The 13,876-nt window shown below is 61.1% G+C and carries 12 protein-coding genes; all 12 read left to right on the top strand.

The window, feature by feature from the left end; genetic code table 11:
- Positions 1–4: 4 nt before the first annotated feature.
- Complete coding sequence (locus ACFSM5_RS00295) at positions 5–1,183, top strand: NADH-quinone oxidoreductase subunit D (protein ID WP_379873892.1); 1,179 nt, start codon at positions 5–7, stop codon at positions 1,181–1,183.
- Entirely contained in the window at positions 1,180–1,806 is a 627-nt protein-coding gene (nuoE, locus tag ACFSM5_RS00290; RefSeq protein WP_379873890.1) for an NADH-quinone oxidoreductase subunit NuoE, read from the top strand. Before ACFSM5_RS00295 ends, nuoE begins: the two co-directional genes overlap by 4 nt.
- A 5-nt stretch (positions 1,807–1,811) precedes the next feature.
- Positions 1,812–3,098: an NADH-quinone oxidoreductase subunit NuoF gene (gene nuoF, locus ACFSM5_RS00285; RefSeq protein WP_379873888.1), complete on the top strand. Its 1,287-nt coding sequence runs from the start codon at positions 1,812–1,814 to the stop codon at positions 3,096–3,098.
- A gap of 12 nt (positions 3,099–3,110) precedes the next feature.
- The gene (gene nuoG, locus ACFSM5_RS00280) at positions 3,111–5,192 is read left to right on the top strand and encodes an NADH-quinone oxidoreductase subunit NuoG (RefSeq protein ID WP_379873885.1); all 2,082 of its coding nucleotides are present in this window, start codon (positions 3,111–3,113) and stop codon (positions 5,190–5,192) included.
- Positions 5,185–6,201, top strand: coding sequence for an NADH-quinone oxidoreductase subunit NuoH (gene nuoH / locus ACFSM5_RS00275; protein ID WP_379873883.1), 1,017 nt, complete (start codon positions 5,185–5,187; stop codon positions 6,199–6,201). Before nuoG ends, nuoH begins: the two co-directional genes overlap by 8 nt.
- A gap of 62 nt (positions 6,202–6,263) precedes the next feature.
- Positions 6,264–6,752, top strand: coding sequence for an NADH-quinone oxidoreductase subunit NuoI (gene nuoI, locus ACFSM5_RS00270; RefSeq protein WP_379873881.1), 489 nt, complete (start codon positions 6,264–6,266; stop codon positions 6,750–6,752).
- Between the two features lie 433 nt (positions 6,753–7,185).
- Positions 7,186–7,797, top strand: a complete 612-nt coding sequence (locus ACFSM5_RS00265; RefSeq protein ID WP_379873879.1) for an NADH-quinone oxidoreductase subunit J — start codon at positions 7,186–7,188, stop codon at positions 7,795–7,797.
- 3 nt (positions 7,798–7,800) lie between these two features.
- The gene (gene nuoK / locus ACFSM5_RS00260; RefSeq protein WP_379873876.1) at positions 7,801–8,109 is read left to right on the top strand and encodes an NADH-quinone oxidoreductase subunit NuoK; all 309 of its coding nucleotides are present in this window, start codon (positions 7,801–7,803) and stop codon (positions 8,107–8,109) included.
- Positions 8,110–8,116: 7 nt separating this feature from the next.
- Positions 8,117–10,123 (top strand): NADH-quinone oxidoreductase subunit L, encoded by a 2,007-nt coding sequence (nuoL, locus tag ACFSM5_RS00255; protein WP_379873873.1) that lies wholly within the window; start codon positions 8,117–8,119, stop codon positions 10,121–10,123.
- Positions 10,124–10,135: 12 nt separating this feature from the next.
- Positions 10,136–11,665, top strand: a complete 1,530-nt coding sequence (locus ACFSM5_RS00250) for an NADH-quinone oxidoreductase subunit M (protein ID WP_379873871.1) — start codon at positions 10,136–10,138, stop codon at positions 11,663–11,665.
- Positions 11,666–11,709: 44 nt separating this feature from the next.
- A complete protein-coding gene (nuoN, locus tag ACFSM5_RS00245; RefSeq protein ID WP_379874490.1) occupies positions 11,710–13,143 on the top strand; it encodes an NADH-quinone oxidoreductase subunit NuoN in 1,434 nt (477 codons plus the stop codon).
- The gene (locus ACFSM5_RS00240) at positions 13,136–13,873 is read left to right on the top strand and encodes a biotin--[acetyl-CoA-carboxylase] ligase (RefSeq protein WP_379873869.1); all 738 of its coding nucleotides are present in this window, start codon (positions 13,136–13,138) and stop codon (positions 13,871–13,873) included. The genes nuoN and ACFSM5_RS00240 overlap by 8 nt, the downstream gene beginning before the upstream one ends.
- Positions 13,874–13,876: the final 3 nt, after the last annotated feature.

Here is a 13,876-nt window from a genome sequence, read left to right as displayed (position 1 = left end):
CGATATGCCTGAAGCCGATATCAAGAATTACACGATCAACTTCGGTCCCCAGCATCCGGCGGCCCACGGCGTGCTGCGCCTCGTCCTGGAGATGGACGGTGAAATCGTCGAACGCGCGGATCCGCATATCGGTCTGCTGCATCGTGGCACCGAAAAGCTGATCGAATATAAGACCTATATCCAGGCCCTGCCGTACTTCGACCGCCTCGACTATGTGGCGCCGATGAACCAGGAGCATGCGTTTGCGCTGGCCATCGAGAATCTGATGGGCCTGAAGGTGCCCAAGCGCGGCCAATATATCCGCGTGCTCTATTGCGAGCTGGGCCGCATTGCGAACCACATTCTGAACCTCACCACCTACGCACTCGACGTCGGCGCCATGACGCCCGCCCTTTGGGGCTTCGAAGAGCGCGAGATGCTGATGGAGTTCTATGAGCGGGCCTGCGGCGCGCGTCTGCACGCGAATTACTTCCGTGCCGGTGGCGTGCATCAGGATCTGCCGCCGGGCCTGCTGGAGGATATCGGCAAATGGGCCGATAACTTCCCGAAGTTCCTGGTCGACCTCGAAGGCCTGTTGACCAACAACCGCATCTTCAAGCAGCGCACCGTCGATATCGGCAAGTTCAATGCCGAAGAGGCGATGGCCTGGGGCTTCTCCGGTCCGGTGCTGCGTTCGGCCGGTGTGCCGTGGGATCTGCGCAAGTCGCAGCCCTATGACGCCTATGCCGAGATGGATTTCGACGTTGTCATCGGCAAGAACGGCGACTGCTACGACCGTTACCTCTGCCGCGTCGACGAGATGTATCAGTCGCTGCGGATCATCAAGCAGTGCATCGAGAAGATGCCGGACGGCCCGGTCATGGCGACCGACGGCAAGGCGGTTCCGCCCAAGCGCGCCGACATGAAGCGCTCGATGGAAGCGCTGATCCAGCACTTCAAGCTCTATACCGAGGGCTATCACGTCCCGGCAGGGCATACCTATGCCGCCGTCGAAGCCCCCAAGGGCGAATTCGGCGTCTATCTCGTCTCGGACGGCTCCAACAAGCCGTACCGTTGTAAAATTCGCGCCCCGGGCTATGCCTTCCTTCAGGCAATGGACTTCCTGTCCAAGGGTCACATGCTCGCGGACGCCGTGGCGATCATCGGGTCGCTCGATATCGTGTTTGGTGAGATCGATCGATGACCAGGCTGGCTATTCAGACGGGGCAACCCGACAGCTTCGAGTTCAACGCCGAGTATATGGCGCGCGCGAAGACCCATATCGCGAAATACCCCGAAGGCCGTCAGGCCAGCGCGGTCATTCCGCTGCTCGATCTGGCCCAGCGTCAGTTCGGCGGCTGGTTGCCCAAGGCGGCGATGGATTACATCGCGGTGCTGCTCGATATGCCGGCGATCCGCGTCTATGAAGTCGCCAGCTTCTATACGATGTTCAACCTGAAGCCGGTCGGCCGCCACTTCGTACAGGTCTGCACGACGACGCCATGCTGGCTGCGCGGGTCGGATGACGTGCTGTCGGCTTGCAAAAAGACGCTCGGCATCGATGTGGGCGAAACCACCCCCGATGGCGAGTTCACGCTGGTCGAGGTCGAGTGCCTGGGCGCTTGCGTCAATGCCCCGATGATCCAGGTGACCGCGCCCTATACCGGCCGCGAAGAAGCCTTCTACGAGGATCTGACGGCCGAAAACACCGTGCAGATCCTCGAAGCCCTGAAGCGCGGCGAACTGCCCGCCGATGGTCCGCAGAACGGCCGCGTGCGCGCGGCGCCGGTCGGTGGCATCACCACCTTGACCGAAATGAAGGAGTAGACCTGATGCTGAAGGATCAGGATCGCATCTTCACCAACCTTTACGGCCTTCAGGACTTCGGTCTGCCCGGCGCCCAAAAACGCGGCGACTGGGATGGCACCAAGGCTATCATCGAAAAAGGCCGCGACTGGATCATCGACGAGATGAAGAAGTCGGGTCTGCGCGGCCGTGGTGGCGCGGGCTTCTCGACCGGTATGAAGTGGTCCTTCATGCCCAAGGCGTCCGAGCGTCCGCACTACCTCGTCGTCAATGCCGACGAAGGCGAGCCCGGCACCTGCAAAGACCGCGAAATCATGCGCCACGATCCGCACAAGCTGATCGAAGGCTGCCTGCTCGCGTCGTTCGCCATCGGTGCGCACGCCTGCTACATCTACATCCGCGGCGAATTCTGGATGGAAGGTAACAACCTCGAAACCGCGATCCAGCAGGCTTATGACGCCGGTCTGGTGGGCAAGAATGCCTGCGGTTCGGGCTGGGACTTCGACATCTATCTGCATCGTGGCGCGGGCGCCTACATCTGCGGCGAAGAAACCGCGCTGATCGAAAGCCTCGAAGGCCGCAAGGGCCAGCCGCGCCTGAAGCCGCCGTTCCCCGCCGGTGCCGGTCTCTATGGCTGCCCGACCACGGTGAACAACGTCGAATCCATCGCCGTCGCCCCGACCATCCTGCGTCGCGGTGCCGAATGGTTCGCCGGTCTCGGCAAGCCGAACAACACGGGTACCAAGCTCTTCTGCATCTCCGGGCATGTGAATGAGCCCTGCACGGTGGAAGAGGAGATGGGCATCCCCCTGAAGGAACTGATCGAGAAGCATTGCGGCGGCGTGCGCGGCGGCTGGGACAACCTGCTGGCCGTCATCCCCGGTGGCTCCTCCGTGCCGGTTCTGCCCAAAGACATCTGCGACACCGTCACGATGGATTTCGACACGCTGCGCGGTCTGCGCTCGGGCCTGGGTACTGCTGCCGTCATCGTCATGGACAAGTCGACCGACATCGTCCGGGCGATCACCCGCCTGTCGAAGTTCTACATGCATGAGAGCTGCGGCCAGTGCACGCCGTGCCGTGAAGGCACCGGCTGGATGTGGCGCGTCATGGAGCGTCTTGCCAAGGGCGAGGCCGAGATCGAAGAGATCGACATGCTCGAAGACGTCACCAAGCAGATCGAAGGTCACACCATCTGCGCGCTGGGCGATGCTGCTGCCTGGCCGATCCAGGGTCTGATCCGTCATTTCCGTCCGGAGATCGAAAGCCGCATTCTTGCGCGCCGTTCGTCCTCCGTGATGGCCGCCGAGTAAGGGGAACCCGAGATGCCGAAACTTACGGTCGACGGGATCGAAGTCGAAGTCCAACCCGGCGCCACTGTCATGCAGGCGTGCGAAGTGGCAGGCGTGGAAATTCCGCGCTTCTGCTATCACGAACGTCTGTCCATCGCCGGTAACTGCCGCATGTGCCTGGTCGAGATGGAAAAGGCTCCCAAGCCTATCGCATCCTGCGCCATGCCCGCCGCTGACAATATGGTGATCAAGACCGACACCAACACGGTGCGTAAGGCCCGCCGCGGCGTCATGGAATTCCTGCTGATCAACCATCCGCTCGATTGCCCGATCTGCGATCAGGGCGGCGAGTGCGATCTGCAGGATCAGGCCATGGGTTATGGCTATGACCGCTCGCGCTATGCCGAAAACAAGCGCGCAGTGCCGGACAAGAATTTCGGTCCGCTAATCAAGACCTTCATGAACCGCTGCATCCATTGCACCCGCTGCGTCCGCTTTATCGCGGAAGTCGCCGGTGCGCCGGATCTGGGCGCGACGGGTCGTGGCGAGCATACCGAGATCGGCACCTATATCGAGAAGGCGATCTCCTCCGAACTGTCGGGCAATATCGTCGACCTCTGCCCGGTCGGTGCGCTGACCTCCAAGCCCTACGCCTATACGGCGCGGCCCTGGGAGCTGCGCAAGACCGAATCCATCGACGTGCTGGATGCCGTCGGCGCCAATATCCGCGTCGATGCCCGTGGCGGCGAAGTGCTGCGCGTGTTGCCGCGCCTCAATGAAGACGTCAATGAAGAGTGGCTGTCGGATAAGTCGCGCTACTCGGTCGATGGTCTGAAGAAGAAGCGCCTGGACCGTCCCTATGTCCGTCGCCTCGGCAAGCTGACCGAAGCGTCCTGGGAAGAGGCGCTGTCGATTGTCGCCGACCGTCTGACCGGCACCGATCCGCGCAAGATGGCGGCTCTGGTCGGCGATCTGGTCGATGCGGAATCGATCTTCGCGCTGAAGGGCCTGATGGAAAGCCTGGGCGTGTCGAACCTCGACAGCCGTCTCGATGGGGCGAAGATCGGGGAGGGCGCTCGCGCCGGTTACCTCTTCAATTCGACCATCGCCGGGATCGACGAAGCCGATGCCATCCTGATCGTGGGCTCCAACCCGCGCTGGGAAGCGCCGCTGGTCAATGCCCGCATCCGCAAGCGCTACCTGACCGGCAAGGCCAAGATCGCCGTCATCGGTGAAAAGCTCGATCTGACCTACAAGTTCGACCATCTGGGCGACGATACCGGCCTGCTGCAGAATATCGCTGACGGCCGTCATCCCTTCGCCGAGGTGCTGAAGGGCGCCCAGCGTCCGATGATCATCATTGGTTCGGGTGTCGCAGCCCGTGCCGATGGGGCCGCGCAGATGGCAGCCGCCCGTGCGGTCGCCGATAATCTGGGCCTGATCAAGGACGGCTGGAACGGCTTCAACGTGCTTCACACGGCGGCCAGCCGCGTTGGCGCTCTGGATCTCGGCTTCCTGCCGAAGTCGGGCGCTCGCGATACCGCCGCGATCCTCGATGGCGCGTCCAAGGGCGAGATCGAGCTGGTCTTCCTGCTGGGTGCCGATGGGATCGACACCTCCAAGCTGGGCGAAAAGACTCTGGTGATCTATCAGGGCCATCACGGCGATGCCGGTGCCGCGCGTGCCGACATCATCCTGCCGGGCGCAGCCTATACCGAGAAGAACGGCACCTACGTCAATCTCGAAGGCCGTGCCCAGCGCGCCAAGATGGCCGTCTTCCCGCCGGGTCAGGCGCGTGAAGATTGGAAGATCCTGCGTGCACTGTCCGGCACCATCGCCCGTCCGCTGCCGTTCGACACGCTCGAACAACTGCGCGGCAAGATGGCCGAGGCTTCGGCGACCTTCCGCACCATCGGCGCTGTGACGCCGGGTGCCTGGGGCTCGTTCGGCACCACCGGCCCGCTCAATCCGGGCGGTTACAGCTCGCCGGTTTCCGACTTCTATCTGACCTGCGTCGTCAGCCGTGCGTCCGAGACCATGGCGAAATGCTCGACCTTGTTCATCCATGGGCAGCAGCCCGACGACCTTCTGGAACGGACCGGCACCTATGGTTGATTTTTGGCAAGACTACGCGCTGCCGGGCGTCATCATCGTTCTGCAGATCCTGGCGATCGTGCTGCCGCTGCTGGTGTGCGTCGCCTATCTGACCTATGCCGAGCGCAAGGTGATCGCGGCCATGCAGATGCGCCGTGGCCCGAACGTCGTCGGTCCTTTCGGTCTGCTGCAGCCGCTGGCCGATGGCGCCAAGCTGTTCCTGAAGGAAACCATCATCCCGGCAGGGGCCAGCCGCGTGCTGTTCATCCTGGCGCCGATGCTGACCTTCATCCTGGCGCTGATCGCCTGGGCCGTTATCCCGGTCGATAAGGGCTGGGTGCTGTCCGACATCAACGTCGGCATCCTTTATCTCTTCGCGATCTCGTCGCTGGGTGTCTATGGCATCATCATCGCGGGCTGGTCGTCGAACTCGAAGTATTCCTTCCTTGGCGCCCTGCGTTCGGCAGCGCAGATGGTCTCCTACGAAGTCTCCATCGGCTTCGTGATCGTGACTGTGCTGCTGTGTGTCGGTTCGCTGAACCTCTCGAAGATCGTCGAAGCGCAGAAGACGGTGTGGTTCGCCATTCCGCTGCTGCCGATGTTCGTCATCTATTTCATCTCGGCCCTGGCTGAAACCAACCGCTCGCCCTTCGATCTTCCCGAAGGTGAATCGGAACTGGTCGGCGGCTATTTCACCGAATATAGCGCGATGACCTTCGCGCTCTTCTTCCTCGGCGAATATGCCAACATGATCATGATGAGCGGGATGGCGACTATCCTGTTCCTCGGGGGCTGGCTGCCGCCGCTCGATATCGCGCCGTTCAACTGGATCCCGGGCATCATCTGGTTTGCCCTCAAGACCAGCGCGATCCTGTTCTGCTTCCTGTGGGTTCGTGCGACCTTCCCGCGCTTCCGCTATGACCAGCTGATGCGCCTGGGTTGGAAAGTGTTCCTGCCGTTCAGCCTCTTCTATGTGGTGCTGGTGGCGGGTGTGCTGGTGGCGTTCGACTGGCTGCCGAAGGCGAGCTGAGTTTACTGATTTGATCCTGGGCGGGTAGGGGAACCTGCCGCCCCAGCGATGGAGTAAGGGTTATGGCGTTCCTGGATCGCACAGCGCGGAGCTTTCTGCTGGCAGAGCTTCTGTCGGGCATGAAGTTGACCTTCAGCTATATGTTCAAGCCGAAGGTCACGCTGAACTATCCGTATGAAAAGGGTCCGCTGTCGCCGCGGTTCCGCGGTGAACACGTGCTGCGCCGCTACCCGAACGGCGAAGAACGCTGCATTGCCTGCAAGCTGTGCGAAGCGGTCTGCCCGGCGCTGGCCATCACCATCGAGGCCGAGCCGCGTGAAGACGGTTCGCGCCGCACGACCCGCTACGACATCGATATGACGAAGTGCATCTACTGCGGCCTCTGCCAGGAAGCCTGCCCGGTCGATGCCATCGTCGAGGGTCCGAATTTCGAATTCGCCACCGAAACCCGCGAGGAGCTTTTCTATAACAAGGAAAAGCTGCTGGCGAACGGCGACCGCTGGGAAGTCGAGATCGCGCAGAATCTCGCGGCCGACTCGCCCTACCGGTAAGCCATTATGGAATTTATCCCACTTATCACTTCAGTTCTGATCGGCTTCGCGATCTTGGGAATCCCTTTTGTGCGGATTCTGGGACGGGTTGGTCTAAGTAAAGTTTGGGTGGTAGTTCTATTGATACCCTACGTCGGCTTAATGATTGCGCTTGGAGTGATTGCTCATTCCAAATGGCCGAAGTTGGAGGCGTAGATGGGCAGCTTCTCTCTCTGGCATTGGCTTATCTTTTTACCTTTTCTCGTTTTCTTTTTTCTTTGCTTTTGGTGGTCTGCCAAAATCTTGAAGAGAGCGGGATATAGGGGGTGGTGGGCGCTCCTGATGCTAGTTCCGCTCGTGAATCTTGTTGCTATGTATGTCTTCGCTTTTTCTCGATGGCCCTGTGAGTCAGCTGTGAAAACCGTAACTTCCGAACAGATTGGGTGAGCCGGAAATGATTATCCAGACACTCGCCTTTTATCTCTTCGCCACGATCTGTGTCGCCTCGGGCGTCATGGTCATCTCGTCGCGCAATCCGGTCCATTCGGTGCTGTTCCTGATCCTGGCTTTCTTCAATGCCGCGGGTCTGTTCGTGCTGATGGGGGCGGAGTTCCTCGCGATGCTGCTGGTCGTCGTCTATGTCGGCGCGGTCGCGGTGCTGTTCCTGTTCGTCGTCATGATGCTGGACATCAATTTCGCCGAGCTGCGACAGGGGGTTCTGCAGTATCTGCCGATTGGCGCGCTGATCGGGATCATCCTGCTGGTCGAACTGATCATGGTGGGTGGCAGCTGGGTGATTGCCCCGGATGCCAAGAGCGCGCTTGTCGCGCCGGCGGGGGTCAATAGCGTCAGCAATACCCATGATATCGGCCGTATCCTTTATACGCAGTACGCCTACCTGTTCCAGGCTGCGGGTCTGATCCTGCTGATCGCCATGATCGGCGCGATTGTCCTGACCTTGCGGACACGCGGCGGTGTGCGTCGTCAGAAAATCGCTGATCAGATCGGCCGGACCCGCGCGGACAGCGTGGCGACGGTCAAGGTCGAAACCGGCAAGGGAGTGTGAGCCATGGAAATCGGCATTTCCCACTACATGACCGTTTCCGCGATCCTCTTCACCCTTGGGATCTTCGGTATCTTCCTCAATAAGCGGAACATCATCATCATCCTGATGTCGGTCGAGTTGATGCTGCTCGCGGTGAACATCAATCTGGTGACGTTCTCCACCCACCTCCAGGATATGGCGGGTCAGGTCTTTGCACTGTTTGTGCTGACCGTCGCCGCTGCCGAGGCCGCCATCGGCCTGGCGATCCTGGTGACCTATTTCCGCAACCGCGGCACGATCGCGGTTGAGGATGCCAACGTGATGAAGGGCTGAGGCAGCCATGTATGCAGCCATCGTCTTCCTGCCGCTGATCGCGGCCATCCTCGCCGGGTTCGGCGGCCGGGTCCTCGGCTTCCGCGGTCAGCAGATCGTCACCTGCGGCGCGCTGATCATTTCCGCTACCCTGGGCTGGGTCGCCTTCTTCGACGTTGCCGTCAATCACAACGCCCAGGTCATCCAGGTCCTGCGCTGGATCGATGTCGGCACCTTCGAGGTGAACTGGTCGCTGAAGCTCGACACGCTGTCGGCCGTGATGATCATCGTCATCACCACCGTGTCGGCCTGCGTGCATGTCTATTCGGTCGGCTACATGAGCGAAGACCCGGCAAAGGGTCGCTTCATGGCCTACCTGTCGCTCTTCACCTTCTGCATGCTGATGCTGGTGACCGCTGACAATCTGATCCAGATGTATTTCGGCTGGGAAGGCGTCGGTCTGGCGTCGTACCTGCTGATCGGCTTCTGGTACGAAAAGCCCTCGGCCAATGCCGCCGCGATCAAGGCGTTTGTCGTCAATCGCGTGGGTGATTTCGGCTTTGCGCTTGGCATCATGGGGACCTTCTTCCTCTTCGATACCGTCAATCTGGCTGACATCTTCACGGCCGCTCCCGGCCTCAAAGACGCGACCTTCAAGTTCCTCGGCATGGAAGTCCATGCGCTGACCACCATCTGCCTGCTGCTGTTCGTCGGCGCGATGGGCAAGTCGGCTCAGCTTGGTCTGCACACCTGGCTGCCGGACGCGATGGAAGGCCCGACCCCGGTGTCGGCGCTGATCCATGCGGCGACGATGGTCACCGCCGGTGTCTTCATGGTCTGCCGCCTGTCGCCGATGTTCGAACTGGCTCCGACCGCGCTTACCGTCGTCACCATCATCGGTGGTCTGACCGCGATCTTCGCCGCGACCGTCGGTCTGGTGCAGAACGACATCAAGCGCGTCATCGCCTATTCGACCTGCTCGCAGCTGGGCTACATGTTCTTCGCCGCCGGTGTTTCGGCCTATGGCGCGGCCATGTTCCATCTGATGACGCACGCCTTCTTCAAGGCCCTGCTGTTCCTAGGCGCCGGTTCGGTCATCCATGCGATGCACCACGAACAGGACATGCGCAAGATGGGCGGCATCTATAAGGCGATCCCCGTCACCTATGTGCTGATGTGGATCGGCAGCCTTGCCCTTGCCGGTATCCCGCCGTTCGCTGGGTATTTCTCCAAGGATATGGTGCTGGAAGCGGCCTATGCCGCAGGGTCGCAGGCAGGCTACTTCGCCTTCATCCTGGGCATGTGCGCGGCCTTCCTGACTGCCTTCTATTCCTGGCGTCTGCTGTTCATGACCTTCCATGGCGAAGCCCGCTGGAAGCATGCGCATCACGATGATCACGCTCACGGTCATGACGATCATGCCCATGCTGCCCATGCCCACGACGATCATGGCCACGGCCACGGCGAGCATGTGCCGCACGAGTCGCCCATCGTCATGCTGATCCCGCTGTTTGTGCTCGCCATCGGCGCGGTGCTGGCAGGTTGGCTTGGCAAGGAACTCTTCATCGGTCATCACCGGGCTGAGTTCTGGGGGCCGGCGATCCAGGTCCTGGCCGAGCATGACAGCATCGAAAAGGCCCACCATCATCTGCCGGCCTGGGTTCCCTGGGCGCCGCTGGTGGCTGGTCTCTGTGGTATCGCGCTGGCCTGGTACTCCTACATCCGTCGCCCGGCCTTTGCGGTCGAGGTGAAGGAGAGCTTCCACGGCCTCTATACCTTCCTTCTGAACAAATGGTACTTCGACGAGGTCTATCACTTCCTGTTCGTGCGCCCGTCCCTGTGGATCGGCCGCGTGCTCTGGAAGGGCGGGGACGGGGCCATCATCGATCGCTTCGGTCCGAATGGCGTCGCTTGGCTCACGGTCTTCCTGTCGAAGCGCGCCAGCACTCTGCAGTCCGGTTATGTTTATCACTATGCGTTTGCCATGCTGATCGGCGTCGTTGCCTTCGTCAGCTGGTATCTCCTGCGCGGTTGATTGGGGAATAGAATGTCCGGTTGGCCCATCCTCTCCCTTCTCACCTTCCTGCCGCTGGTCGGCGCGCTGCTGATTGCCATTCAGCGCGGTGAAGAAGCCACGGTCGCGAAGACCTCTCGCCATGTCGCGCTCTGGACCTCGCTGGTGGTCTTTGCGCTGTCGCTGGTGCTGTGGTTCAAGTTCGACGGCACGTCGGCGGAGTTCCAGTTCGTCGAGCAGTACAAGTGGCTGCCCGGCCTGAACATCACCTATCACGCGGGCGTCGACGGGATTTCGTATCTCTTCGTGCTGCTGTCGACCCTGCTGACCCCGATCTGCATCCTGGCGTCGTGGGAATCGGTCGAGAAGAAGGTGCGCGAGTATATGATCGCCTTCCTGGTCCTCGAGACCATGATGATCGGCATGTTCGCAGCCCTCGATATCGTGACCTTCTACATCTTCTTCGAAGGTGTGCTGATCCCGATGTTCCTGATCATCGGCGTCTGGGGTGGCCAGCGTCGCGTTTATGCAGCCTTCAAGCTGTTCCTCTATACGCTGCTGGGTTCGGTCCTGATGCTGATCGCCATGCTGGCGATGTATTGGAACGCCGGAACCACCGACATCGTCGCGCTGCTGCAGCATAAGTTCCCGGCTGGGATGCAGACCTGGCTGTGGCTGGCCTTCTTCGCATCGTTTGCGGTGAAGGTGCCGATGTGGCCGGTCCATACCTGGCTGCCGGATGCCCACGTGGAAGCGCCGACCGCAGGGTCGGTCATCCTGGCGGGCGTGCTGCTGAAGATGGGCGGCTACGGCTTCCTGCGTTTCTCGATCCCGATGTTCCCGCTTGCCACCGTCGACTTCATGCCGCTGATCTTCGCGCTGTCGGTCGTCGCCGTGATCTATACGTCGCTGGTCGCGCTGGCGCAGGACGACATGAAGAAGCTGATCGCTTATTCGTCGGTCGCGCATATGGGCTTCGTCACCATCGGCATGTTCGCGCTGAATACGCAGGGCATCGCCGGTTCGATCCTGCAGATGCTGAGCCATGGCATCGTGTCGGGCGCGCTGTTCCTGTGCGTCGGCGTGGTCTATGACCGCCTGCATACCCGCGAGATCGCGCGCTATGGCGGTCTTGCCAATAATATGCCGCGTTATGCGCTGGTCTTCCTGCTGTTCACCTTTGCGACCATCGGTCTGCCGGGGACCAGCGGGTTTGTCGGCGAAATGACCATTCTGCTGGGCGCCTATAAGGCCAATACCTGGGTTGCCATGCTGGCGACCACGGGTGTGATCCTGGGCGCTGCCTATTCGCTGTGGCTCTATCGCCGCATCTGCTTCGGTAAGCTGGAAAAGGAAGACCTCAAGGGTCTGCCGGATCTCTCGCCGCGTGAATGGGCGCTGTTCGCACCGCTGATCATCCTGACCCTGTGGATGGGCATCTATCCGTCCTCCTTCCTGGATCCGATGCAGCCCGCGGTCGAAAATCTCGTGAAGTCGCTTCAGTTGGCTCATGGCGGGAGCTTGCCGTCGATGACTGACACCGTACTGGCCTGGGTTCGTTAACGGGAGTTGCTATTGTGCTGAATACCCCCTTCTCCCTGATCGATATGGCAAACGTCGCGCCGGAACTATTTCTGGCGCTGGCGGGTATCTTCCTGCTCATGTTCGGTGTCTTCTCTCCGGCCGAGCGGGCGACACGCTCCGTGACCAGTACTGCTATTGCCGCCATGGTCGTGACGGCTGCTATGGTGCTTCTGGTTCCAACACCGGAAAGCGGCCATAACGTCGCCTTTGGTGGCCTATTCCGTGCCGATGCCTTCGGCACCTTTATGAAGATTCTGGTGCTGCTGGGTTCGGCCTTCGCGCTGCTGCTGTCGATCAGCTTCTTCGAGAAGGAGAAGATCGCCCGCTTCGAATATCCGGTGCTGGTCGTCTTCGCCACGCTCGGCATGATGATGATGGTGTCGGCGAACGACCTCATGTCCCTCTATATGGGTCTTGAGCTGCAGTCGCTGTCGCTTTACGTCATCGCGTCGATCAACCGCGATAACCTCAAATCCTCGGAAGCGGGCTTGAAGTACTTCGTCCTGGGCGCGCTGTCGTCGGGCATGCTGCTGTACGGCTCCTCGCTGATCTATGGCTTTGCCGGGACCACCAACTTCTCGCTGATGGCCTCGCATTTCGCCGGCGGTCAGGCTGCGACCGGCGCCGTCTTCGGTCTGGTGTTCGTCATTGCCGCCCTGGCTTTCAAGGTTTCGGCCGTGCCGTTCCATATGTGGACGCCGGACGTCTATGAAGGGGCGCCGACCCCGGTGACGGCATTCTTTGCCGCCGCCCCGAAGGTCGCCGCCATGTCGCTGCTGGTGCGTGTGCTGATCGGCCCGTTCGAGCCGCTGGCAGGCCAGTGGCAGCAGATCGTTGTCTTCGTCTCCATCGCCTCGATGGCATTCGGCGCCGTTGCCGCGATCAATCAGCAGAACATCAAGCGCCTGATGGCCTATAGCTCCATCGGTCACATGGGTTTTGCGCTCGTCGGTCTGGCTGCCAACACTGAATCTGGCGTCGTCGGCGTGATGGTGTACCTCGCGATCTATGTCGTGATGGGCGCCGGTACCTTCGCCTGCATCCTCGCCATGCGCAGCCAGGGCAAGGCGGTTGAACGGATCGACGATCTGGCGGGTCTTGCCAAGACCAATCCGATGTTGGCCGCGACCTTGCTGCTCTTCATGTTCTCCATGGCCGGTATTCCGCCGCTCGCGGGCTTCTTCTCGAAGCTCTATGTCTTCGTCGCGGCGGTCGAGGCGCATCTCTATGCCCTGGCCATCATCGGCGTGGTCGCCAGCGTCGTGGGTGCCTACTACTATCTGCGGATCATCAAGGTCATGTATTTCGATCAGCCCACCGGCTCGTTCGATGCCATGACCCCCAGCATCCGCGCGGTTGCCATCGTGACGACGGTGCTGAACGGTCTGTTCTGGATCTGGCCGGGTGCGGTCGTCGGTCCGGCCCTGCTGGCGGCAAAGAGCATCATTGGTGGGTGAATTGATGGGGGACACTCTGCCCCCCGGCTTTTCCCTGACACTATTGGACGAGGCGGGCAGCACCAATGACGAGGCTGCCCGCCTCGCCGCATCTGGGGCTGCCGAATTCACCATCGTTCAGGCCTTACGGCAAACGAGTGCACGTGGCCGCCAGGGGCGTGCCTGGGCGGCGCCGACGGGTAACCTCTATTTCTCGATGGTTCTGCGGCCAGTGCGGCCGTTGGTGGAGATCGCGCAGATTTCCCTGGTGGCGGGCATGGCGCTGGCCGAAGCGACGGCCGAGTTGATCGGTACCCGGGCCGAGGTGGCGATCAAATGGCCGAACGATCTACTGATCGATAATGCCAAGGGGGCGGGGTTGCTGCTGGAAGCCCAGAATGGCGTCGTCATTCTGGGCATCGGCGTGAATGTCGCGAGCCATCCCGATGAGACGCCATATCCCGCGACCCACATTGGCGCATATGTACCCGGCATTACGCCCCATGGTGTTTTGACCCGCTTTTGCCGTAGTTTTGCGCTCGCCTATGGACGTTGGTCTGTGGAAGGCTTTGCGCCCTTGCGGGAAACCTGGATGGCGCGGGCCTGGAAGCTGGGCGAGACGGTGCGCCTGCGACCGGGGACGGAGATGATCCACGGCCGTTTCCTTGGCATCGACGAGGGGGGGGCCATGCTGCTGGAACTCGATGACGGTATCCGCCGCTTCACGGCGGGCGAGATGTTCGGGCTTTAGGGA

Origin of the sequence: Lacibacterium aquatile, assembly GCF_042683105.1 — a bacterium.
GTDB lineage: Bacteria > Pseudomonadota > Alphaproteobacteria > Elsterales > Elsteraceae > Lacibacterium > Lacibacterium aquatile.
This window is presented reverse-complemented; position numbering and strand designations above follow the sequence as displayed.